The sequence below is a fragment of the Microbispora catharanthi genome (genome assembly GCF_006334915.2).
Lineage (GTDB): Bacteria > Actinomycetota > Actinomycetes > Streptosporangiales > Streptosporangiaceae > Microbispora > Microbispora catharanthi.
Genome location: NZ_VDMA02000025.1, coordinates 73,151 through 96,438, shown reverse-complemented (window position 1 = coordinate 96,438; position 23,288 = coordinate 73,151). Strand labels below are relative to the sequence as shown.

General features: G+C 71.1%; 19 protein-coding genes and 1 tRNA gene. 7 read left to right on the top strand and 13 right to left on the bottom strand.

Annotated elements, in window-relative coordinates; translation table 11 throughout:
- Positions 1-57 precede the first annotated feature (57 nt).
- Complete coding sequence (locus FH610_RS35110) at positions 58-1,719, top strand: catalase (protein ID WP_139579541.1); 1,662 nt, start codon at positions 58-60, stop codon at positions 1,717-1,719.
- A gap of 115 nt (positions 1,720-1,834) precedes the next feature.
- Positions 1,835-2,956 (top strand): galactokinase, encoded by a 1,122-nt coding sequence (galK, locus tag FH610_RS35105; RefSeq protein ID WP_139579540.1) that lies wholly within the window; start codon positions 1,835-1,837, stop codon positions 2,954-2,956.
- A gap of 3 nt (positions 2,957-2,959) precedes the next feature.
- On the opposite strand, the gene FH610_RS35100 is transcribed toward galK, so the two are convergent.
- The 4 genes from FH610_RS35100 to FH610_RS35085 form a co-directional block, all read right to left on the bottom strand.
- On the bottom strand, positions 2,960-3,730 hold the full coding sequence (locus tag FH610_RS35100; protein ID WP_139579539.1) for an enoyl-CoA hydratase-related protein: 771 nt from the start codon (positions 3,728-3,730) through the stop codon (positions 2,960-2,962).
- A 28-nt stretch (positions 3,731-3,758) separates the two neighbouring features.
- The gene (locus FH610_RS35095; RefSeq protein ID WP_240809387.1) at positions 3,759-4,913 is read right to left on the bottom strand and encodes a nitric oxide synthase oxygenase; all 1,155 of its coding nucleotides are present in this window, start codon (positions 4,911-4,913) and stop codon (positions 3,759-3,761) included.
- A gap of 165 nt (positions 4,914-5,078) precedes the next feature.
- Positions 5,079-5,393, bottom strand: a complete 315-nt coding sequence (locus FH610_RS35090) for a cupin domain-containing protein (protein WP_139579538.1) — start codon at positions 5,391-5,393, stop codon at positions 5,079-5,081.
- Between the two features lie 209 nt (positions 5,394-5,602).
- Positions 5,603-5,675, bottom strand: a tRNA-Asn gene (locus FH610_RS35085).
- 260 nt (positions 5,676-5,935) lie between these two features.
- Between FH610_RS35085 and FH610_RS44850 the strand changes: the two genes are divergently transcribed.
- Positions 5,936-6,238: a YtxH domain-containing protein gene (locus tag FH610_RS44850; RefSeq protein ID WP_139579537.1), complete on the top strand. Its 303-nt coding sequence runs from the start codon at positions 5,936-5,938 to the stop codon at positions 6,236-6,238.
- A 118-nt stretch (positions 6,239-6,356) separates the two neighbouring features.
- On the opposite strand, the gene FH610_RS35075 is transcribed toward FH610_RS44850, so the two are convergent.
- The 4 genes from FH610_RS35075 to dnaG form a co-directional block, all read right to left on the bottom strand.
- The gene (locus FH610_RS35075; RefSeq protein WP_240809386.1) at positions 6,357-6,860 is read right to left on the bottom strand and encodes a hypothetical protein; all 504 of its coding nucleotides are present in this window, start codon (positions 6,858-6,860) and stop codon (positions 6,357-6,359) included.
- A 97-nt stretch (positions 6,861-6,957) separates the two neighbouring features.
- Positions 6,958-7,686 carry a VOC family protein gene (locus tag FH610_RS35070; protein WP_139579536.1) on the bottom strand — a complete coding sequence of 243 codons (729 nt, stop codon included), beginning with the start codon at positions 7,684-7,686 and terminating at the stop codon, positions 6,958-6,960.
- 225 nt (positions 7,687-7,911) lie between these two features.
- A complete protein-coding gene (gene rpoD / locus FH610_RS35065; RefSeq protein WP_079312297.1) occupies positions 7,912-9,051 on the bottom strand; it encodes an RNA polymerase sigma factor RpoD in 1,140 nt (379 codons plus the stop codon).
- A gap of 146 nt (positions 9,052-9,197) precedes the next feature.
- Positions 9,198-11,117, bottom strand: a complete 1,920-nt coding sequence (gene dnaG / locus FH610_RS35060) for a DNA primase (protein WP_240809385.1) — start codon at positions 11,115-11,117, stop codon at positions 9,198-9,200.
- A 147-nt stretch (positions 11,118-11,264) separates the two neighbouring features.
- On the opposite strand from dnaG, the gene FH610_RS35055 reads away from it, so the two are divergent.
- Positions 11,265-12,113, top strand: a complete 849-nt coding sequence (locus FH610_RS35055; RefSeq protein WP_139579533.1) for a M23 family metallopeptidase — start codon at positions 11,265-11,267, stop codon at positions 12,111-12,113.
- A 42-nt stretch (positions 12,114-12,155) separates the two neighbouring features.
- Here the strand turns inward: FH610_RS35055 and FH610_RS35050 are convergent, their stop codons facing one another.
- Positions 12,156-12,908: an SDR family oxidoreductase gene (locus FH610_RS35050; RefSeq protein WP_139579532.1), complete on the bottom strand. Its 753-nt coding sequence runs from the start codon at positions 12,906-12,908 to the stop codon at positions 12,156-12,158.
- 70 nt (positions 12,909-12,978) lie between these two features.
- Here FH610_RS35050 and FH610_RS35045 point away from each other — a divergent pair, with 70 nt between their 5' ends.
- Positions 12,979-13,866 (top strand): LysR family transcriptional regulator, encoded by an 888-nt coding sequence (locus tag FH610_RS35045; protein WP_205826288.1) that lies wholly within the window; start codon positions 12,979-12,981, stop codon positions 13,864-13,866.
- A gap of 13 nt (positions 13,867-13,879) precedes the next feature.
- Here FH610_RS35045 and FH610_RS35040 read toward each other — a convergent pair whose 3' ends face one another.
- Positions 13,880-15,184 carry a deoxyguanosinetriphosphate triphosphohydrolase gene (locus tag FH610_RS35040; protein ID WP_139579531.1) on the bottom strand — a complete coding sequence of 435 codons (1,305 nt, stop codon included), beginning with the start codon at positions 15,182-15,184 and terminating at the stop codon, positions 13,880-13,882.
- 173 nt (positions 15,185-15,357) lie between these two features.
- On the opposite strand from FH610_RS35040, the gene FH610_RS35035 reads away from it, so the two are divergent.
- Positions 15,358-16,149: a hypothetical protein gene (locus FH610_RS35035; RefSeq protein WP_240809384.1), complete on the top strand. Its 792-nt coding sequence runs from the start codon at positions 15,358-15,360 to the stop codon at positions 16,147-16,149.
- Here the strand turns inward: FH610_RS35035 and FH610_RS35030 are convergent.
- The gene (locus tag FH610_RS35030; protein ID WP_167538814.1) at positions 16,146-17,108 is read right to left on the bottom strand and encodes a LysR family transcriptional regulator; all 963 of its coding nucleotides are present in this window, start codon (positions 17,106-17,108) and stop codon (positions 16,146-16,148) included. The genes FH610_RS35035 and FH610_RS35030 overlap by 4 nt on opposite strands.
- Before the next feature lie 70 nt (positions 17,109-17,178).
- Between FH610_RS35030 and FH610_RS35025 the strand changes: the two genes are divergently transcribed.
- A complete protein-coding gene (locus FH610_RS35025) occupies positions 17,179-18,195 on the top strand; it encodes a YeiH family protein (protein WP_139579529.1) in 1,017 nt (338 codons plus the stop codon).
- A gap of 11 nt (positions 18,196-18,206) precedes the next feature.
- Here FH610_RS35025 and FH610_RS45530 read toward each other — a convergent pair whose 3' ends face one another.
- Both FH610_RS45530 and ppdK read right to left on the bottom strand, forming a co-directional pair.
- The gene (locus FH610_RS45530; protein WP_338104619.1) at positions 18,207-20,108 is read right to left on the bottom strand and encodes a M14 family metallopeptidase; all 1,902 of its coding nucleotides are present in this window, start codon (positions 20,106-20,108) and stop codon (positions 18,207-18,209) included.
- A 150-nt stretch (positions 20,109-20,258) separates the two neighbouring features.
- Positions 20,259-22,895, bottom strand: a complete 2,637-nt coding sequence (gene ppdK, locus FH610_RS35015) for a pyruvate, phosphate dikinase (RefSeq protein ID WP_139579528.1) — start codon at positions 22,893-22,895, stop codon at positions 20,259-20,261.
- Positions 22,896-23,288: the final 393 nt, after the last annotated feature.

Genomic DNA, 23,288 nt, shown 5'->3' with positions numbered 1-23,288 from the left:
GAGTCTTGAAGAGGACAAACAACTCAAATGAGATCAAATAGCGAGAGGAGCCGTCCCATGACGGACGTGTCGAGCAAGGGACCGGAGCCTGGGGACGAGCGTCCGGTGCTGACCAACCGTCAAGGGCACCCGGTCTACGACAACCAGAACCAGCGGACGGTCGGCGCGCGCGGCCCGGCCACTCTCGAGAACTACCAGTTCCTGGAGAAGATCAGTCACTTCGACCGGGAGCGCATCCCGGAACGGGTGGTGCACGCGCGCGGCACGACGTCGTACGGCTTCTTCGAGGCGTACGGCATGTGGGGCGACGAGCCGATCGCCCGGTTCACGAGGGCGAAGCTGTTCCAGGAGACCGGCAAGCGCACCGACCTGGCGGTGCGGTTCTCGACCGTGATCGGCGGGCGGGACTCGTCCGAGTGTGCCCGCGACCCGCGCGGCTTCGCCGTGAAGTTCTACACGGAGGACGGCAACTGGGACCTCGTAGGGAACAACCTCGCGGTGTTCTTCATCCGCGACGCCATCAAGTTCCCCGACGTGATCCACGCGCTCAAGCCGGACCCGGTCACGTTCCGGCAGGAGCCGAACCGGATCTTCGACTTCATGTCGCAGAGCCCGGAGAGCATGCACATGCTGGTCAACCTGTTCAGCCCGCGCGGCATCCCGGCGGACTACCGGCACATGCAGGGCTTCGGGGTCAACACCTACAAGTGGGTGAACGACCGGGGCGAGACCGTGCTCGTGAAGTACCACTGGATGCCCAAGCAGGGAGTCAGGAGCATGACGGCCGAGGACGCCGCCCGCATCCAGGCACACGAACTGGGCCACGCCACGAAGGACCTGCACGACGCCATCGAGCGCGGCGACTATCCGGAGTGGGAGCTGCTCGTCCAGATGATGAGCGACGACGAGCACCCCGAGCTGGACTTCGACCCGCTGGACGACACCAAGGTCTGGCCGGAGGAGATCTTCCCGGCCAAGCCGGTCGGGCGGATGGTCCTGAACCGGACGTTGGACAACGTCTTCGCCGAGAACGAGCAGATCTCCTTCGGCACCGGCGTCCTCGTCGACGGGCTGGACTTCTCCGACGACAAGATGCTGGTGGGCCGCACGTTCTCCTACAGCGACACCCAGCGCTACCGCGTCGGGCCGAACTACCTGCAGCTGCCGGTCAACCAGGCCAAGAACGCCGACGTGCGGACCAACCAGCGCGACGGCTTCATGACCTACCACCAGGATCGGGGAGGCGAGAACCCGCACGTCAACTACGAGCCGTCCATCACCGGCGGACCGCGCGAGGGACAGTTCCCGACGCACGACGAGCAGGGCCCGGAGATCGTCGGCAGGCTCACCCGCAAGCGCATCCCGCGGACCAACGACTACAAGCAGGCGGGCGAGCGCTACCTGCTCATGGAGCAGTGGGAGCGCGACGACCTGGTGGAGAACCTGACCACCATGCTGTCGCAGTGCGACCGGCCGATCCAGGAGCGCATGGTGTGGCACTTCCTGCTGGTCGAGGACGACCTCGGGCTGCGCGTCGGCGAGGGGCTCGGAATCACGCCGGACGACGTCAAGCACCTGGAGCCGCTGGCGAGCCAGGACCTGACCGACGAGGACAGGGAGCGCCTGTCCAACCTCGGCAAGAACGGCCCGCGCGACGTCTCGGGGCTGAAGATGACGCACTGCGTCCCCGACGAGCGGGCGACGATACCCGCGATGTGAGAGCCGCCGTGCGGATCAGGGCCCGGCCCGGACCTCCGAGCCGGGCCCTGACACGTCCGCACCCGCGTGGGCCGCTACCCTACGGGAAGGCCGCGATGTTGAGGAGTGTGCGACTATGCGCGTTATTGATGCTTTCCGTCAGGCGTACGGCGGCGATCCCGCCGGGGTCTGGCACGCGCCCGGCAGGGTCAACCTGATCGGGGAGCACACCGACTACAACGACGGCTTCGTGCTGCCGTTCGCGGTGCCGTGGGGCGTCACCGCGGCCGTCAGCCCCCGCGAGGACCACACCGTCCGGATCTCCTCGCTGCAGGCCCCCGGCGAGGAGCAGGTGCTTGAGGACGTCGAGCGGGCCGAGGGCTGGGCCCGCTACCCCGCCGGAGTCGTCTCGATCCTGCGCGGCGCCGGGCTGCCGGTGCGCGGCGCCGACATCGTGATCGACGGCGACGTGCCCAAGGGCGCGGGGCTGTCCTCCAGCGCGGCGCTGGAGGTGTCCGTCGGACTCGCCCTGAGCGACCTGTACGGCCTCGGCCTGGAGCCGATGGAGCTGGCCAGGCTGTGCCAGAAGGCCGAGAACGAGTTCGTCGGCATGCCGTGCGGGATCATGGACCAGGCGGCCTCGGCGCTGAGCAAGGAGGGGCACGCGCTGTTCCTCGACTGCCGCTCGCTGGCCGGCCGCGCCGTTCCGTTCGACCTGTCGGCGTACGGCCTGCAGATCCTCATCATCAACACCGGCGTGCACCACGAACTGGCCGACGGGCAGTACGCCAAGCGGCGCCAGGACTGCGAGAACGCCGCCAAGCACCTCGGCGTCCCGTCGCTGCGGGACGTCACCGACCTCGCCGCGGCCCTGTCGAGGCTCAGCGGCGACGAGCGGGCCCGCACCCAGCACGTCGTCACCGAGAACCACCGGGTGGAGGCCGTCATCGGACTGCTGCGGGCGGGAGCCGTACAGGAGATCGGCGCCCTGCTGAACGCCTCACACCTGTCTCTCCGCGACCAGTACCAGGTCTCCTGCCCGGAACTGGACGTGGCGGTGGAGGGCGCGATCAAGGGCGGCGCGCGCGGGGCGCGGATGACCGGCGGCGGCTTCGGCGGCTCGGCCATCGCGCTCGTCGCCGACGACCGGGTGGACCGGGTCCGCGCCACCGTGGAGCAGGCCTACGCCGAGCGCGGCTGGGCCGCGCCGACGTTCCTGCCCGCCACCCCGGCGGCCGGCGCCCACCGCCTCCGCTGAGTCCTATCCCAGGGGCGGGAAGTCCGGCGGCCGGCGTTCGAGGAAGCTCGCCACTCCCTCGGCGAAGTCCGGCCGCCGGAACGACTCCGTCATCAGCCGTACGGCCTCGTCCCTGGCCTCGTCGAGCCCCGCCTGCCAGCCGCCCCAGATCTGCCGCTTGATGATCGCCATCGAGGCGGGCGAGCACTGGGTGGCAAGCTCCTTCGCGTACGCGACGGCCTCGGCGAGCAGCCGCTCCCCCGGCACGGCCCGTACGGCGAGGCCCATGGCGCATGCCTCGGCACCGGTGAAGACGCGCCCGGACAGCAGCAGGTCCATGGCGCGGGCCTGCCCGGCGAGCCGGGGCAGGATCCAGCCGAGGCCGTACTCCGCGATGAGCCCGCGCCGGGAGAACGCGGTCGTCCACTTGGCGTCGTCGGCGGTGACGACCACGTCGCACACGAGCGCGTGGACCATCCCCAGACCGGCGCAGGCGCCGTTGACCGCGGCGACGACCGGCGTCCGCAGGGTGGTGGGGAAGGTGGTCAGCCTTTTGTCCTGCTCATCGGCGTACGTGCCCGCCTGCAGGGCCGTCAGGTCGGCGAAGTCGGCCCCGGCGCAGAAGCCCTTTCCCGCGCCGGTCACCACGATCGCCCGTACGGACGGGTCGAGGTCGGCCTCCTCCAGCAGGTCGAAGTAGCGCCGTCCCATCTCGGCGGTCCAGGCGTTCAGCCGTTCCGGCCGGTTCAACGTCAGGATCCGCACACCGCCGTCGTCCTCGGACAGCACCACCATGTTCACCCTCCCTCACCCGAACTATGTTCTACACCACGGGAGGGCGGTGGACGTAGGCCGGCGTGAGCCGTACGTCGTCGTAGTAGCGGTGGAAGACCGGCGTCGCGGCGCCGGACAGGGGAGGCACGATCCAGGACCAGTCCGCGGGGCAGACGCGCCCGCTGCGCTCCTCCCGCTCCAGATGGGTCAGGAACCGCCGCGCCTCGGTGTGGTGGTCGGTGATCGTGACGCCGTCCTCCGCGAAGGAGTGCAGCACGGCGACGTTGAGCTCCACCAGCGCCTGGTCGCGCCAGAGCGTCCGCTCGTGGGAGGTGTCGAGGCCGAGCCGCTCGGCGACCACCGGAAGCTGGTCGTAGCGGTCCCGGTCGGCGAGGTTGCGCGCGCCGATCTCGGTTCCCATGTACCAGCCGTTGAACGGCGCGCACGGATAGGCGACCCCGCCGATCTCCAGCGACATGTTCGAGATCGCCGGCACGGCATGCCATTTGAGGCCCAGGTCGGCGAACCACGGGAAGGCCGGGTGCCGCAGGGGCACCTCCAGGACCGCCTCGTGCGGCACCTCCCGCAGGACCAGGGCGCCCTTGGCCTCCACGACCAGCGGCAGGACGTCGAACCTCGTGCCCTCCCCCCGCCAGCCCATCCGCAGGGCCCGCTTGGTGATCTCCGCGTTCGCCGGGTCGCCGAGGACGGAGCCGTCCTCGCGGGTGTACCCGGCATACCGGATGAGCTGGTCGTTGAGGATTCGCGGCGCCCGCTCCCCCGGCCGGTCGGGGGCGAGCACCGTGATGGCGGGGCGGATCCTGCCCCTCCCGGTGGCCGCCCTGAGGTGCTCGACGCACTCCTCGGCCACGCCGTCGGCGGTGTCCACGTGCCGCCGGTCACGGACCTGCAGCGACCGCCAGTAGAGGCGCCCGATGCACCGGTTGCTGTTGCGCCACGCCACCCGCGCGCCGAAGGTCAGCTCGCCCGTGGTGTGCGTGTACGTCCCCGTCTGGTCGATCTCCGCGAGGACCTCCCGGAGCCGGGGCTCCACCGGGCCCGCCACCGGGTTCTCCGCGTGGTGGAGCCGGATGAAGTTCTCCGCCTCCCGCCAGTCGATCTCCTCCCCGCGCTCCCGTACGGGCGCGGGGGTCTTTTTCGATTTCCGCCAAGTCAGCACGACCGCCACACACTTCGCGCTCACGGGCGCCCCGCGCCGGTTCCGGGCCGGCGGCGACACCCTTCCCGCAGTGGCCCTCACCCCACTGCGCCGTCCGTGGTCCGCGGCAGCCGCGACCGGTACGGCCACGGCGATCACATTTTCCGCGATGTCCCCGGATTTGTCCGCCAAATCCCCACACCGGTGCGGTCAGTCTCCGGTGGCGACGACGCCGGCCTTCTCGATCATCAGTACGGCGCTGCGGACGGGGACGACGGGCCGGTGCGACATCCCGGCCGGGACGGTGAACGCCTGCCGGGGACCGAGCTCGACGGTGTCGGCACCCTCCAGCTCGATACGGAACAGCCCGTCCAGGACGAAGAAGAACTCATCCTGCTCGTCGTGCTTGTGCCAGTGGAACTCGCCGTGCATCACCCCCAGCCGCACCCAGACGTCCCCGACCTGGATGAGGGTCTGGTTGTACCAGGGGTCGTCGACCTGGTCGATCAACGCTTGGACGTCCATCGCCTGCAGGGTGGTGAACAGCGGCTGGTAGTGGATGGCGTACCGCCCGATCCCGGCTGCCGCTTCGCGGGCGAGTAGGCGTTCTCCGTGACGGCGGCGTCGAGTCCGCGCCGCGGAGACATGTGCCGTTCCTCCGTGGAGAGCAACACTGGAGAGCAACACAAAAACCCCGGGGCGGTGGTCTGTGACCACCGCCCCGGGGTGAAATGCTCCCGCGATAGGACTCGAACCTATAACCTGCCGGTTAACAGCCGGCTGCTCTGCCGATTGAGCTACACGGGATCGTGCTCTTACTGCTGTTACTGCCTGCTCCGCTCGTTCCGGCCTTTCGGCTTTCCTTGCGGCGCGGAACTAGATTAGCGCACTCCGGGGGGTGTCTGTCACATCGATTCCGTCCGCGAGTCGTCGGGTCTTGATCGGCGTACGGCAAAGAGCGCCCGGACGGCCCGGGAGCCCGCCCGGGCGGGGCCGGAACGGCTGCTGTTGGATAGAGACAGGCCCTCGGGGTAGGGGGGCGGGGAACACGAGCGCGGAGGTGGAAGATGCGATACAAGGCGATGTTCGCCACCGGGCTGGCCGTCGGCTACGTCCTCGGCACGCGGGCCGGGCGTGAGCGCTACGAGCAGATCAAGCGTTTCGCGCAGCGGTTCGCGGACAGCCCCACGGTGCAGGAGGCGGCGGGGCTGGTCGGCGCCCAGGCCTCGAAGGTGGCGGGCAAGGCCAAGGACTTCGCGGGCGACAAGGTGCCGTTCCTGAAGAAGACGGAGACCTGGGAGCAGGCCGACAGGACCGACCGGGTCGGCACGGCCACCGGCTGGCCGGCCGGCGCCGACCAGATCCCCTGATCCGCCCCCGAGACCGGACGGGTGCCGGTCCGGCTCCGTCTCCCCATGGAGGACCGGCCCGGACGGTGCGTGCCGTGCCATCGGCGGGCCCCCGGCATCACGCCGGGGGCCCGCCGCGTCAGACGCCGAGGCTGCGGCGCACCTCTTCGAGGGCCTGCTCGGCGTGGGCGCGCAGGCCCGGGTCGTCGGCGTCGAGCCCGGGGTCGAAGATGAACTCCCAGCGCGGGGTGTCGTAGCCGGGGATCCGGCGGGCGACAAGGCGCACTCCCCCACGGCCGTTGATGGTCACATGGCGACTCGCGACGATCGTCGAGGTCACCCGCTCACGGATCGTCTCCGGCAGTCTGCCCGGCTCGGGCAGGAGAGCCCGGTGGACGGCCCCGTCCGTCATCGTGACCGTCACGCCCTCCTCGTCCCACACGGCCTTGTCCATCAGGTGCCACGCCAGGCGCGGCCCGTCCGGCAGGTGCAGCGCCCGGGTGGTGGCGACGATGTGGCCGCCCTCCGGGGTCAGCCCGTGGCTGATCGGACGCTCGCCGCTCTCCAGGGCGAGAGCCGTACGGACCTCACGGGGCAGCCGGGAGCCGAACAGACGGGACAGCGAGGGCTTCTGAGAGGTCAAGGGAGCACCGCCAGCGTACGTCGACCGTTAACACCCCCGAGGCTATCCGGCGCCCCGGTGTCGACTTCGCTCCCCCCGGAAGGAGCCGCTTCACATCTCAGGGAAGCCACTCCTGAAGTCCGGCGAGATGCCCGAGTTCCGACTCGACGCGCCGCCTGTCGTCAACGGTGAGCTCCAGAGCACGCAGATCGGCGAGCCAGGGATCGATGGGCTCACCGAGCACCGTGGCCACGTCGACAAGGTGACACAGGGCGATGGCCCGCTCGACCGGCGAGGCGTCCGCGCCGTGCCTGCGCACCGCGGACTTGAGCGCACGGAAGGCCTGCAGGTCATCGTTCTTGAACTCGCGCAGGATCCGCGCGTTGTCGAGCGCCTTGGCCAGGCCCGTCAGCTTCTTCGAGCCGCCGTACTCCAACTCGGCCGGCTCGTCGCGCTGGATGAATATGATCGAGTTCCCGGACGGATCGATCACCGTGAACCGGGACGCGCCGGGCCGGTAGCGGGTGATCCGCGGAAGGCCGGAACTCAGCACCTTCCCGTAGACCCGGCGCATCGCGGTGGCGAACGCCGCATGGTAGGGCGCCACGGCGTCGACCATGACCAGGCAGCCTCCGGACTCCTCCCGGACCGGATCCAGGCCCTTGGGCGCCGGGCCGAAGTGCAGCTGGAATCCGCTCCACTGCAGCGCCACATAGACGTAGGGCTTGCTCTGTTTGTAGGTCGCCTCGAATCCCAGCGCCTCATAGAACGCCAGGGTCTCCTCCACCGACGCGCACGGCAGCAACGGCACCGTCGTCTCGTTCGGCCGAACCGCGGACTCACTCACGTCATCCACCTCCAGATCGCCCGGCGATGGTTACATTCCTCGGCACAGCTCGCATATGGATCGCTCCAGAGACCCGGCCTCGCGCCACCAGACGTCAACGTTCACCTGGGCGCGCCGGGCAACGCCGACCAGGTCATCGCCAACCTGACAACCCCGGCCGCCGGCCACCGCGAAACGCGACGAGCGCCTCCCAGGGGCGGGAGGCGCTCGTCCGCGGTCGAGGCGTCAGTCCAGGTAGTCCCGGAGCATCTGGGCCCGGGTGGGGTGGCGCAGCTTGGCCAGCGTCTTGGACTCGATCTGGCGGATGCGCTCACGCGTCACGCCGAACTCCCGGCCGACCTCCTCCAGCGTGCGGGGGTGGCCGTCGGAGAGGCCGAACCGCAGCTGGATGATCCGCTGCTCGCGCTCCGACAGCGTGGCCAGGATGTCGTCGAGCTGGTCCTGCAGCATGATGAAGGCCGCGGCCTCCATCGGCACCACGGCGTCGGCGTCCTCGATGAAGTCGCCGAGGTCGGAGTCCTCCTCGCCGATGGGCGCCTGGAGCGAGACCGGCTCCTGCGCGATGCGCTGGATCTCCACCACGCGGTCGATCGGCAGGTCCATCTCGGCGGCGATCTCCTCGGGGGCGGGCTCTCGGCCGAGATCCTGGTGGAGCTGCCGCTGCACGCGGACCAATTTGTTGATCGTTTCGACCATGTGCACGGGAATCCGGATCGTTCTCGCCTGGTCGGCGATCGCCCGGGTGATCGCCTGGCGAATCCACCAGGTCGCATAGGTCGAGAACTTGTATCCCTTGGTGTAGTCGAATTTCTCGACCGCACGGATGAGACCGAGATTGCCTTCCTGAATCAGATCCAGGAACAGCATTCCGCGCCCCACATAGCGCTTGGCGATGGAGACCACGAGCCTGAGGTTGGCCTCGATGAGCCGCTGCTTGGCGCGGACGCCCTCCCAGACCAGGTCTTCCAGCTCCGGCCGGGCGAACCTGGCGGCGGGGCTCTCGCAGAGCTTGTCCTCCGCGAACAGACCGGCCTCGATGGCCTTGGCCAGTTCCACCTCCTCCTCGGCGGTGAGCAGCGGAACCCTGCCGATCTCCCTGAGGTAGATCCTGACCAGGTCGCTGGTCGGAGCGCGTTTGCCGATATCCTCCTCGTCCGGCTTGCTGGGCTCCTCGTCGCCTTGCGGCTCGAGGACCTCAACCCCGTTCTCGGCGAGCATCCGCACGACGCGCTCCAGCGCGTCGGCGGGCAACTCGGATCGGTCGAGCGCGGCGGCCACGTCGTCAACCGTGACGCTCCCGCGTTCCCTTCCCTTAGCGACGAGGTCCGCCACCTGGTCTACCGATGGCGGCCTGCTTGGCAGCACCGATGCACCCACGCAACACAGTGTGCAGGAAAGGCACCACTAAATGGCAGGCCTATTTTTGTCACCCAAGGTAAGGCGGAAGTCAATACCGAATCGAGATCAAAACATATGTTTGGCGGCTGTGAGATCTGGAAAGGGACGTTTATTCAGGCCCCGCTGGCGCGTTCTCGCAACACGCGTCGCTGCTGTTCCAGCGCCACGAGTTCGCCGAACAGCCGGTTGTACTCCTGCTGCTCCTCGACCGGGTTGAGCCGCTGCAGGCGCGACTTCACCTGGGCGACGGCCCGGCCGACCGCGACCTCCTGGATCTTGGCCAGGACGGCCGCGCCGTACCGCTCCTCGACGTTGACGTCGGCGCGCACGGCCTCGACCGCGAACCGGGTGACGAGCGACCTCAGGTCGACGCCGGTCCCGCCGGGCGTCCCGGCGTCGGCCTGCTCCAGCAGCCGGTCGACCCACTCGCGCCCGCCGGGCCCTCCGGCGGCGGTCCCCCCCGCCGCCACGATGATCTCGTAGAGCGCGACGTGCTCGGGCAGGGTGAACGTCGCCGCGCCGAGCGCGTCGAACTCCGGCCCGAGCAGCGCGGGCCGCTGGACGGCGAGCTTGAGCGCCTCCGCCTCCAGGCGGACGGCGGGGTCCAGGGGCTCCTGACGCGCCGGGGCGGACCGCGCGGGCGCGGCTCCGCGCGCCGGCTGCCGGCGCCCGGGAGCGTGGACGCCCTCCTGCGCCCGCCCCACGACCTGCTGTACGCGCTGGATGACGAAGCCCTCGTCCATGAAGCCGATCCAGCGGTCGAGGTCCACCACGTAGGTCTTGCGCAGCCCCGGGTCCTTGATCGAGGCCACGACGGGCGCGGCGGCGTCGAGCGCGGCCAGGCGTCCCTCGTTGGTGTTGAGGTCGTAGCGCGACAGGATGCTGCGGATCGCGAAGGCGAACAGCGGCTCGCGGCTGGCGACCAGGTCGCGCACGGCGGCGTCGCCCTGCTTGACCCGCAGGTCGCACGGGTCGAGGCCGTCGGGCTGGACGGCGACGAAGGTCTGCGTGACGAACTTCTGCTCGTCCTGGAACGCGCGCAGGGCGGCCTTCTGCCCCGCCGAGTCGCCGTCGAAGGTGAAGATCACCTCACCCCTGAACTCGGCCTGGTCGAGCAGCAGCCGGCGCAGGACCTTGATGTGGTCCTCCCCGAAGGAGGTGCCGCAGGTGGCCACCGCGGTCGGCACGCCGGCCAGATGGCAGGCCATGACGTCGGTGTAGCCCTCCACGATGACGGCCTGGGACCGCTTGGCGATCTCCCGCTTGGCGAGGTCCACGCCGTACAGCACCGAGCTCTTGTGGTAGATCGGGCTCTCGGGGGTGTTCAGGTATTTGGGGCCGTCGTCGGAGTCGAGCAGCTTGCGCGCGCCGAAGCCGATGACGTCGCCGGTGATGTCGCGGATCGGCCAGACCAGCCGGCCGCGGAACCGGTCGACGGGCCCGCGCCTGCCCTCGCGGGCGAGGCCTCCCTTGATCAGCTCCTGGGAGGTGAACCCGCGGGCCATCAGGTGCCGCGACAGCGCCTCCCACTCGTTGGGGGCGTAGCCGACGCCGAAGTGCTCGGCGTCGGCCCGCTCGAAGCCGCGCTCGGACAGGAAACGACGCCCCGGGGCCGCCTCCGGGCCGGACAGCCGCTCGGCGTAGAACTCGGCGGCGGCGCGGTGCGCCTCGATCAGCCGCAGCCGCTCGCCCTGCTCACGACCGGGCACATAGCCGCCCTGCTCGTAGCGGAGCTGGATGCCGGCGCGCTGGGCGAGCCGCTCGACGGCCTCGGTGAACGTCAGGTTCTCGATCTTGCGGACGAACGTGATGACGTCGCCGCCCTCGGCGCAGCCGAAGCAGTAGTAGTAGCCACGGGCCGGGGTGACGTTGAACGAGGGCGACTTCTCGTCGTGGAACGGGCACAGCCCCTTCAGGTTGCCCCCGCCCGCGTTGCGGAGCTGGATGTGCTCGCCGACGACGTCGGCGATCGGCGAGCGCTCCCGCACGAGCGCGATGTCCTCGTCACTGATCCGACCGCTTCGCCCTGCCACGCTGGCGAGTCTAGAGCCTGCCTCCGACAGCCCGGACGCCCCACGGCGGATGGTCGAGGACATGTCACGACTTTCCGGAACCGGTCGTGATGTGCGGCTTGGTCCGTTACAAAGGAAAGGTTCGGTAACGTCGACCAGGTGGAGATCATGCGATCGGGGAGACTGGCCGCCCTCGCCGGCGCCGCGTTCGTCGCGGCGTCCTGCGGCGCGCCCGCCGGGGTCGCGGGAGTGAGCACGCTGCCGCCCATGCCGCCGCCGGGAGGCGGCGTCACGGCCGCCATGGACGACTCCCAGCCCGGCCACGTCGTGCCTCCGCCCGGGGACGAGCCGGTGCGGGTCCCCCCGCCGAAGGTGTCCTCCTACACGTACGCCTTCCCCATCAAGGGCTGCAAGGTGTCGTACTCCCGCAAGCTGCTCGTGCTTCCCAAGACCATCATCTGGGCGGCCAAGGGATGCGCGTTCGTGTCGCCGGTCGACGGGGTGGTCCAGGAGGTCAACGTCAAGAACCTCTGGACGCCCTCGACCGACCGCGGCGCCGACCGGGAGGGCCGGTTCGTCACCGTCAAGGGCGAGGACGGCGTGCTGTACCTCGGCGGGCACCTCGACTCCGTGGAGCAGGACATCGCGCCGGGCACCAAGGTCAAGGCCGGGCAGCTGCTCGGCCGGGTGGGCAACACGGGCAACGCGCGTGACACCGCGAGCAACCTCTACTTCGCCATCTCGTGGCCGGCCGCGCCCCAGTACTGGTGGGTGCGGCGGGGCGTGGTGCCGGCGTGGCCCTACCTGGACGCCTGGGACGACGGCAACCGCACCGTCTCCCCACGCAAGGCCATGCTCACGCTGCGCAAGAAGATGGGCGCGACCCCGGCCTGCACGCAACTGTGCGCGTCCAACTCGTCCAAGCAGCCCACGCCCACCCCGGACGAGACCAAGCCCCCCACGAAGAAAAAGAAGAACGGGGGCGGCGACGACGACGTGGTGGTCATCCCGCTCTGAGCGGGACGGTCACCACGGCATCGGTCCTGCGGAGAAGCACGGTCACCAGGGCACCGGTCCGTCCTCGTCGAAGAATCCGCCCGACGGGCCGTCCGCACCGAGCGTCGCGAGCTTGACCGCGACCGCCGCGCCCTGCGCCGCCGTACGCGGCAGGGACCTGCCGAGATCCCTGGCGAAGTCGGTGTCGCACGGCCCGGGGGCGACGGCGTTGACCAGGATGCCGAGCGGGCGCAACTGCTTGGCGTACTGCACGGTGAGCATGTTGAGCGCGGCCTTCGACAACGGATAGGCCGCGAAGCCCGGACTGCCGGTGAAGTAGTGGCCGGGGTCGGTCATGTGCGTCATCGACCCGGTGCCGCTCGACACGTTGACGACCCGGCCGGCCGCCGACCGCCGCAGCAGCGGCAGCATCGCGTCGGTCACCCGGATGACGCCGAAGAGGTTGGTCTCGAACACCTCGCGCACGACGCCGAGGTCGACCGAGCCGGGCGTCTGCCGCGTCCCGCCCGAGATGCCGGCGTTGTTGACGAGCACGTCGAGGTGGCCGAACCGCTCCCCCACTTGCTCCGCCGCCGCCCGCACGCTCTCCTCTCCGGTGACGTCGATCGTCAGCGGGTGGACCTCCAGGCCCTCCGCCCGCAGCTTCGCGGTCGCCTCGTCCCGGCGTCCCGGGTCGCGCGCCCCGAGCAGCACGGTCATGCCGAGCTCGCCGAGCTGCCTCGCGACCTCATAGCCGATGCCCTTGTTCGCGCCCGTGACGAGGGCGACGGTGGCGGTGCTGTCAGTGCTGTTCATGGGGCAAGCCCATCACCGCGTCCCCCGCGGCGCCCAACACCGTCTCGGTCACGGGCGATACCCTCGCGGTATGACCGCCGGTGACGACACCGTGGAGACACGGGAGCTGGCCTATTTCGTGGCGGTGGCCGAGGAGCTGCACTTCGGGCGGGCGGCCCGGCGGCTCGGCATCGCGCAGCCGCCTCTGTCACGGGCGATCCAGCAGCTCGAACGCCGCCTCGGGGTGCGGCTGCTGGAGCGCGACCACCGCACGGTGGCGCTGACGGAAGCGGGCGAGACGCTGCTGCGGGAGGGCCACGCCGCACTCGCCGCGGTGTCGGCGGCCGTGCGCAGGACCCGGCGGGCCGGCCGGAGCGAGCCCTCGCTCGTGCTCGCCGCCAAACCGGGCGGGGACGCGGACCTGCTGCCCGAGATCCTCGCGGCGTACGCGGCCACGCCGGGCGCGCTGCCCGTCGACATCGTCTTCAGCGCACTGGAGCGGGGCGCGATGGTGCGGGACGGCCGGGCCGACGCCGCCCTGCTGCACGCCCCGCGCGAGGACCTGACCGGCCTGGCGGTCGAGGAGCTCCTGGTCGAGAGCCAGGTGGCGGTGCTGCCCCGGGGGCACCGGCTCGCCGGGCGCGCGGAGCTGTCGATGGCGGACCTCGACGGCGAGCCGCTGCCGCGGTGGCCCGGCGCCGTCCCCGAGGGCTTCTCCCGGATCGCGGAGAGCGGCCAGCTCATGCATCTCGTCGCGCTCGGCCGGGCCGTGGCGGTCGTCCCCGAGTCGATCCGGGCGAACCTGCGTCACGACCTCGTCGGCGTGCCCGTGGCCGACGCGCCGCCGACGACGCTGGTCCTGGCCTGGCCGCAGGACGCGCGGTCGCGGGCGCTGGCCGCCTTCGTGCGCGCGGCGGCGGAGGTGGCGCGGCGGGTCTCAGCCGGTTCTGAGGCGGCCCGGCGGAGCGGCCGGCTCTGAGGCGGCCGGCGGGTCAGCCGGCCTTGAGGCGGTGCGTGGCCGCCGACAGGCGACGGTGCCAGCCCATGGCGGAGGCGTCGGTCAGTGAGGCGATCTGGTCGACCACCGCGCGCAGCCGCCCCGCGTCGTCGGCGGCCTGCTCGAACTGCGGCCGCAGGGCGGGCTCCAGCGTCGCCGGGGCGCCGCGCAGGATGAGGTCGCCCAGCTCGGCGATGATCTCGCGCTGCCGGGCCTGGACGGCGTGGTGGGCCTCCCTGGACATCACGTAGCGGGCCGTCACCCCCTTGAGCAGCGCGCACTCCAGGCGGGTCGTCCTCGGCACCACCAGGTCCGCGTCGTACCGGTTGTGGCCGCCCCTGTCTCCCGGCGTGGGGCGGCAGCCGTACGTTTCGCGCGTGGCGTCCTGGGCGGCGCGGCACAGCCGGCCGATGAGCGCGCTGGTGAGCCGCTTGAGCGCGGCGAGGTCGGCGAGCCCGGCGTCGAAGGCGGCCGGCCACAGCGGCTCGGCGAGCAGCCGGGCGAAGGTCTCCGACAGTTCCTCCAAGCCCGCGTCGGGCGCGTACCACTCCCTCGTCAGACGGCACACCTCGAGCCGCTCCTCCGGGTCGCGCAGGGCCGCCATCGTGACGTGTCCGCACGTCAGCGCGTCCTCCAGGTCGTGCACCGAGTAGGCCACGTCGTCGGCCCAGTCCATGACCTGGGCCTCGAAGCCGACCGCGTAGTCGGGCGCCCCCTCCCGCACCCAGCGGAAGACCGCCAGGTCGTCGGGGTAGACGCAGTACGGCCGGCCCTCTGCGGCGAGCGGGACGCCCGGGACCCGGCAGGAGGACCCGGCCCAGGGATACTTGCAGACCGAGTCGAGCGCGGCCCGGGTGAGGTTGAGCCCGGCGCTGCGGCCGTCCTCGGTGATGACCTTGGCCTCCAGCCGAGTCAGCAGGCGCAGGTTCTGCGCGTTGCCCTGGAACCCGCCACACGGCGCGGCCAGTTCGTCGAGGGCGGCCTCCCCGTTGTGGCCGAACGGGGGATGGCCGAGGTCGTGGGCGAGACAGGCGGTCTCCACCAGGTCGGGGTCGCAGCCGAGGACCTTGCCCATCTCCCGGCCGATCTGCGCGCACTCCAGGGAGTGGGTCAACCGTGTGCGGGGGCTGTGCAGGCCGGTGCAGTCGGCGGGGGCGACCACCTGCGTCTTGGCGGCGAGCCTGCGCAGCGAGGCGCTGTGGAGCACGCGTGCCCGGTCCCGCTCGAACGCGCTCCGCTCGGGGTTACCCGGCGGCTCCGGCACCCACCGTGCCTGGTCGTGCTCGTCGTAGCGGGCCATCCATCCTCCTTCCCAGTGGCAAGCCCCGTGGCGGCGGGGAATGGAGCGTACCCGCGAAGGTCCGGTTTCACGACAGATCCGGTAGTCCGATGGGAGATTGCCCCCTTGCCCGGTAAGCGACCGCGAGTGATACTCGATTTTTCCCGCCCTGGCGCTTCCGAGGAGGAGCCCTGGTGGTGGACAACGAGCTCGCGGAGGTCCTCCGATCCGGGCCCTTCGAGCGCGCCCTGCGGGCGGCCATCCGCGCCCGGGGGCTGAGCCTCGACCGCCTGCACTCACGGCTGCGCGAGCGGGGCGTCCACGTCAGCCTGTCCAGCCTCAGCTACTGGCAGCGCGGCCGGTCGCGGCCCGAGCGCGCCGCCTCGCTGGCGGCGGTCCGGGAGCTCGAAGGCATCCTGTCCCTGCCGGAGTACGCGCTGATCGGCCTGCTCGGGCCGCCCCGCCCGCGGGGCCGGCGGCCGGAGACGCTCACCGTGCTCAGCCACCACGAGCAGGTGGTGGTGGGCGCCGGCCGGCGGCACCGGGTGAGCGCCCGTGCCGTGCTGCGAGCCGCCGCGCCGGGCGTGGACCGGTACGTGGTCGCCCATCCGCCGGGCACCCGGCTGCTGCGCACCGAGGGCTGCCGGCCCGGCCGCGGCGACGACGACGGGACCGGCCCCCTGACCGAGCTGATCTTCCCGCACCCGCTCGCCCCCGGCGAGACCCAGGTCGTGGAGTACGTCACCGCCGTCGCCGCCGCCGATCGGTACGACCGGCGCCTGCTTGACCCGGTCGAGCAGCATCTGGTGCAGGTGCGGTTCACGGGCGGGCGGCTGCCGGTGCGGTGCTTCCACACCTGGTCCCCCGACGCGTCGGCACCGCCCGGGGACTCCGGTGAGCTGCGCGTCGACGCGTTCGGCGCCGCCCACCTGGTGGACACCGGCGCCCGGCCCGGCGTGCGCGGCATCCGCTGGGAGTGGGACTAGCCGTGAGCGGCGGTCCGGGCGAGGCGGACGAGCTCGGCGGCCGGGCCGGTCAGCCGGGTCCTGGCCCGCCACACCGCGAGCAGCGGCCGGCGCAGGTCGAGATCGGCGACGGGCACCTCGATCAGGCGTCCGTCGCGTAGTTCGGCGGCCACGGCGAGACGGCTGAGGACCGCCGGGGCGAGCCCGGTCTCCACCGCCACCTTCACCGCGGCGTTGGAGGACAGCTCCAGGATCGGCGGGGCGACGTCCGGCCCGGCCAGGAGACGGTCGAGGGCGTGGCGGGTGCCCGAGCCGGGCTCGCGCACCACCAGCGGCGTCGCGGCCAGGTCGGCGCGGCTCAGTGGTGCCCCGCGCAGAGGTTCCCCGCGCGAAGGCTCACCACGCAGGGGCTCACCGCGCAGGGGCTCACCGCGCCGGGCCCACTCGTGGCCCGGGGCCACCACGACGACGAGCCGGTCTTCTGCGACCGGCCAGGAGGTCAGCTCCCGCGGCACGGCGGGCGACTCGATGAAGCCCGCGTCGATCTCGCCGTCCATCGCCATCCGGCAGACCTCACCGGAGTTGACCACGCTCAGCCCCACCTCGACGTCGGGCAGCACGCGGCGCAGCGCCACCAGCCAGCCAGGCATCAGATATTCGGCGACGGTCATGCTCGCGGCCACCCGTACGCGGGCGTCGCGCCGGCCGCGAAGGGCCTGCACCCCCGTGAGCAGGTCGTTCGCCGCCGTCAAAGTGGCGCGGGCCCAGTCGACGACGACCTGGCCCTGCGGGGTGAGGCGCGAGCCCGTGGTCGAGCGGTGCAGCAGCGGCACCCCCAGCTCCCGCTCCAGCGTGTCGAGCCTGCGGCTGGCGGACGCCTGCGTGACGCCGTGCAGCTTCGCCGCCTTACCGAGGCTGCCCTGCTCCGCCACCAGGAGCAGCAGTTCGAGGCTGGCCAGATCCGGCCACCGTGGGGTCATACGGCAACCGTATGAGCTCTTGCGGAACCGGTGGCTACCGGGGCATATGGGACTTCGCGACGATCTCCGCATGCCTCCGTCTCTCACGCGGGCCACCGCTGCCCGTTCCACGCTTGATTCCCGGCTGCTTCCGGGACTGCTGGTGACGACCGCCGGGGTCGCCCTGGCCATCGCCGTCAACGCGCTCGTCCCCGCCGTCAGCCCGCTGATGGCGGCGCTCGTCCTCGGCGCCGTCACGACCAACCTGGGCCTGTCCTCACCCGCCCTGCGTCCCGGGCTCCAGTTCGCCGCGAGAGGGCCGCTGCGGCTCGGGATCGTCCTCCTCGGCGCGCAGCTCGCCCTTCCCGACGTCCTCGCCCTGGGACTTCCGGTGCTGCTGCCGGTCGTGGTGACGGTCACCGCGACCTTCTTCGGCACACAGTGGCTCGGCCGCAGGCTCGGGCTGGGGCGTGAGCTGTCCCTGCTCGTCGCGACCGGTTTCTCCATCTGCGGGGCCGCGGCCGTCGCGGCCATGGACGGGGTGACGGACAGCGACGAGGAGGACGTCATGACCGCCGTCGCCCTGGTGACGCTGTACGGCTCGCTCGCGATCGCCGTCCTGCCGCAGGCCGAGGGCCTCCTGCACCTGTCTCCGGAGGCGTTCGGCGTCTGGGCCGGCGCGAGCGTGCACGAGGTGGCCCAGGTCGTGGCCACCGCGCAGGCTGTAGGCGGGGCGGCGCTCACCACCGCGGTGGTCGTCAAGCTGACCCGGGTGGTCCTGCTCGCCCCTCTCATCGCCGGGGTCACGCTCTGGCGCCGCCGTACGGCCGCTCCCACCGAGGGCAGGAGGCCGCCCGTCGTGCCCCTCTTCGTGGCCGGCTTCCTCGCCATGGCGGCCCTGCGCAGCCTCGGCGTCCTGCCGCCCGCGTCGCTGGCGGCGCTGAAGACCGCGGAGACCCTGCTGTTCACCGCCGCGCTGTTCGGCATGGGAGCGGCGGTCCGCCTGCGCGCGCTCCTGCGCACCGGCCGCCGCGCCGTCGCGCTGGGCGCCCTCTCCACGACCCTTGTCACGCTGGTCGCCCTCGCCGGCGTCACGGTGCTGGCGTGATCCCCGCAGGGTCAGGTCTTCGTGATCGTCACGTCGTCGGCCCCGGCCTCCAGAAGGCTGGCGGAGGCCAGGTCGGCCGCCTCGAACTGGATCCGCACAGTCTGGCCTGCCAGCCCGGTCAGCGACGCGGTGGCGACGCTCCACGCGCCGTCCCTGTCGGCGGCCGCGCCGAGCTGCTCGAAGACCGTGCTGGTCGTGCCGCCGATCACCTTCACGCGGAAGTAGTCGGCCGTGGAGGAGTTCGACCCGTGGGCGAGATACCAGGAGAACGACAGCGTGAGCGTCCCCGACGCCGGCAGCGTGATCGGCGGCGACGTGATCGTGGTCACTCCCCCGTCGACGTCGCCGTCCCCGGCGCTCGTCCCTGCGGAGGCGCCGGTGACCAGGTCGTAGCTCCCGCTGACCGTCGTGCCGAGCTGCTTGGCCCCGCTGGACGAGGTCGCCGCGGGGTCGGCGCGCTCCCACGCGCCCGAGGTGACCGTGTCGGCGCCGGCGGCGTTCGCGGTCCAGCCGGTCGCGGTCTCGAAGGTATCGGAGTAGACGGTCGCGGGCGGTGTGCCGGTGCCGCAGTACGCGGACTCCTTGCCGATGACCCGGTAGACGCAGTCGGCGTTCTGGACGAGCAGCAGCGCGGCCGCCCGGTTGCGGGAGGTCTCCCGGTCGATCACCTCGTCGGGCGGATAGAAGCCGGGGCTGCTCCCCTTCGGGTACATCTCGAACGTGTACGTGAAGATCTTGTACGTGCCCCACATCCAGTCGTCGATCGAGCCGTCGGTGATGTAGAGGTCGCTCGACTGCTCGGCGGTGTACCCGTTGGTGGCCGCCATGCTCCGGCCGAGGGCGGCATGCGCGTCCCGGTCGTCCTGCGTCATGCCCGGGCCGGTGTCGGCCGTCGTGTACCCGTACGGCCACAGGACGAGCTCGCTGTAGGTGTGCCAGTCGATGGCCGCCTTGATCTGCTGGACGCCGCCGACCACGCGGCTGCGGACGAAGTCGGCCGCCGCCCTGACCTCCGGGGCCGACTCGGCGGCCGAGCCGCGGTAGGTCTCGCTGGACGGGGTGCCGGAGGAGCCGCCGCAGCAGCCCCACCTGTAGGCCCAGTTGCGGTTGAGATCGGTGCCGACGCTGGAGGTGCCGGAGTTGGGCTGGCGGTTCTTCCGCCACGACCGGTAGGAGCCTGTGGCGATGTCGTACTCCCCGCCGTCGGGGTTGAGATCGGGCAGGATCCAGATCTCCCGCGTGTTCACCAGGTCGGTGATCTGGGCGTCGGCGCCGTAGTCGTCGGTGAACAGGCGCAGCAGGTAGATCGCCATCTCGACGGTGAGGTGCTCGCGCGCGTGCTGGTGGGCGGTGAACAGTACCTCCGGCTCGCTCTCGTCTGTGGCCACGTTGTCACTGATCTTCACGCCCATCAGGTCGCGGCCCTCGTACGAACGGCCGTAGCTGAACCTGCGGGCGATCGCGGGATGGGCGGCGACGACCTGGTCGACCAGCGTGCTGAGCTCGGCGTGGTTGTGATAGCCGGAATCCCCCGAGGGGAAGTCGAAGGTCTGCGGCCCGCGGGCCTCGGCGGGGGGTGCCAGCTCGGTCACCGTGAACCCGAGCCGGCGGATGGCGTCGGCCTCCTGGAGCGTCGCGGTGACGACCATGCTCCGGCCGTGCACCTCGTCGACGGCGGCCCCCGTGCGGGCGACCGCGTTGCGCTGCGCGACGGTGGCCGGGCCGTCCACCTGGTATTGCCTCGACGGCGACGGCTCCTGGCCGGCCCCACCCGCCACCGAGGCCGTCAGCGAGACGGCCGACGAAGCGGGGGCGGCACCGAGCAGTGCCACGAGGGCACAAAGCAACGCGAAGACGGCAGGGCGCAGGGCCGCCGCGATCCCCAGCGCCGGCAGGCGGCGACGTCTTCTCACTCCACGCCCTCCCTTGCGGTAGGTACGTAGGGTGATCAATCAGACGTGCGGCTGCAACGGTCACCGGGCCGTGTCGCGCGGCCCGGTGAACCGCCTCCACTCCGACCTGGTCATTCCACAACCAGTCCGGATGTTTTGTGGAATTTCAACTCATCGCGTGTCGGACTGCGCGCAGGTCAGCGCGGCACGGCCCGCCTCCAGCCGGGCCACCGGAATGCGGAACGGCGAGCAGGAGACGTAGTCGAGGCCGATCTCGTGGCAGAAGTGCACCGAGTCGGGGTCCCCGCCGTGCTCGCCGCAGATGCCGAGCTTGAGGTCCGGCCGGGTGCGCCTGCCCTCCTCGACCGCGATCCGCATCAGCCGGCCGACGCCCTCGCGGTCGATGGACTCGAACGGCGAGACCCCGAAGACGCCCAGGTCGAGGTACGTGCCGAAGAAGGCGCTCTCCACGTCGTCGCGGGAGAAGCCCCAGGCCATCTGGGTGAGGTCGTTGGTGCCGAACGAGAAGAACTCGGCGGCCTCGGCGATCTGCCCGGCCGTCAGCGCCGCCCTCGGCACCTCGATCATCGTGCCGATCGCCGCCTCCACGCCCGCCTCGGCGAGGATACGGTCCGCCTCCTCCTTGACGATCTCCAGCTCCTGCACCGCGCCGACCAGCGGAATCATGATCTCCGCCCGCGTGCCCCCGACCTGCCGGGCCGCCGTGGCGATGGCCCGCACCTGCATGGCGAACAGGCCGGGGATCGTCAGGCCGAGCCGTACGCCGCGCAGGCCGAGCATCGGGTTCTGCTCGTGCAGCCGCTTGACCGCGTCGAGGAGCCTGCGGTCCCGGTCGTCCGCCCTGTCCCCCGCCAGGGCCACCTTCACGGCCAGGTCGACGAGGTCGGGCAGGAACTCGTGCAGCGGCGGGTCGATCAGCCGGATCGTCACCGGCAGCCCGTGCATGGCCGTGAAGATGCCGGTGAAGTCGCCGGTCTGCAGCGGTTCGAGCGCGTCGAGCGCGGCCTGCCGCGCCTCGGGCGTCGTGGCCAGGATCAGGTCCTCGACGAGCCGCCGCCGCTCCCCCAGGAACATGTGCTCCGTACGGCACAGCCCGATGCCCTGGGCGCCGTAGCGGCGGGCGCGGGCGGCGTCCTCGGGGGTGTCGGCGTTGGCCCGTACGGCGAGGCGGCGTGCCGAGTCGGCGTGGGTCATGATCCGGTCGACGGCCCGCACCAGCTCGTCCTCTGCCGCCTCGCCTTCGAAGTACTTCGCGACCGGCGAGGCGGTGACGGGGACCTCACCGAGGTACACGGCTCCGCTGCCGCCGTCGATCGAGATCACGTCGCCCTCGTCGACGACGACCCCTCCGGGTGCGGTGAACCGGCGGGCGTGCGGGTCGACCTCCAGCTCCTCGGCCCCGCACACGCAGGTCTTGCCCATGCCGCGCGCCACCACGGCGGCGTGGGAGGTCTTGCCGCCCCTGGAGGTGAGCACGCCGTGAGCCGCGATCATCCCGGCGAGGTCGTCGGGGTTGGTCTCCCGCCGCACGAGGATGACCGCCTCGCCCCGTCCGGCCAGCTCGACGGCCCGCTCGGAGCTGAAGACGGCCCTGCCCGCGGCGGCGCCGGGCGAGGCGTTCATGCCGGTGGTCAGCCTGCGGTCGCCGGCCGTCGCGGCGAAGCGGGGGAACATGAGCTGGGCGAGTTGCTCACCGGTGACCCGGGTGACCGCCTCGTCCATGTCGATCAGGCCCTCGTCCACGAGCTGGGTGGCGATGCAGAAGGCGGCGGCGGCCGTGCGCTTGCCGACCCGGGTCTGCAGCATCCACAGCTTGCCGCGCTCGATCGTGAACTCGATGTCGCACAGGTCGCGGTAGTGCCGCTCCAGCGTCGCCATGATGTCGAGGAGCTCGCGGTAGGCCCCCGGATTGATGGTCTCCAGCTCCTGCAGGGGGACGGTGTTGCGGATGCCGGCGACGACGTCCTCGCCCTGGGCGTTGCGCAGGTAGTCGCCGTAGACGCCCTGGCGTCCCGAGCCGGGGTCACGGGTGAAGGCGACCCCGGTGCCGGAGTCCGGGCCCATGTTGCCGAACACCATGGCGACGATGTTGACGGCGGTGCCGAGGTCGGCGGGGATGCGCTCCTGGCGGCGGTAGAGGATCGCGCGCGGGGCGTTCCAGGAGTCGAAGACCGCCCTGACGGAGAGGTCCATCTGCTCCCGGGGATCGGCGGGGAAGTCGCGGCCCGTCCGCTCCCCGACGATGCCCTTGAAGGTCTCGACCAGCCGCTGGAGGTCGGCGGCGTCGAGGTCGGTGTCGTCCCGCTCGCCCTTGAGCTCGTCCATCGCGTCCTCGAACAGCTCGCCGTCGATGCCCAGGACGGTCTTGCCGAACATCTGGATGAGCCGGCGATAGGAGTCCCACGCGAAACGGTCGTTGCCCGACTGCTTGGCCAGCCCGAGGACGGAGTCGTCGTTGAGGCCGATGTTGAGGACTGTCTCCATCATGCCGGGCATCGAGAACTTGGCCCCCGACCTCACGCTGACCAGCAGCGGGTCGTCCGCCTGACCGAGGCGCTTGCCCATCCGGGCCTCGAGGGCGGCGAGGTGCTCGGCGATCTCCCCCTCCAGCCCGTCGGGCATGCCGCCGTGCCCCAGGTAGTGGCGGCACGCCTCGGCGGTGATCGTGAAGCCGGGAGGCACGGGGAGGCCGATGTTCGTCATTTCCGCCAGATTGGCACCCTTGCCACCGAGCAGATCTTTGAGGTCCTTGTTGCCCTCGGTGAAGTCGTAAACATACTTGGGCATGCGACGCTCCTTCGCCGACTTCAATAAAACCGCGGACGCGGCCCGCAACCGGACTGTACCTAGGAAAAGCAGCACCAAACCTCACCCTTCACCACATATGGCGTCTAAGCAGGTAGAGGGCATCGGAGAGGTCTAATCCAATCCAAGAACGGCTATTTCTTCGACGATGGCGCACTGGTATAAACCAATTTGCCGCCAAGGACGACAGGAAGGCTCCGCATCACGAGAGGGGAAATGGTTTAGACCATTGTCCGGTAAGGCGGAGTTCCGGTGAGTCGGCGGTGCGGTCGCGACGGCATGCGATATAAACGAGGCACCCTCCGAATACAGTCGAACACGGAGGGTTGTCAGTGTCGCGAGCGTTGTCGCGAGGGGTTCCGGAGCGAGGGATAT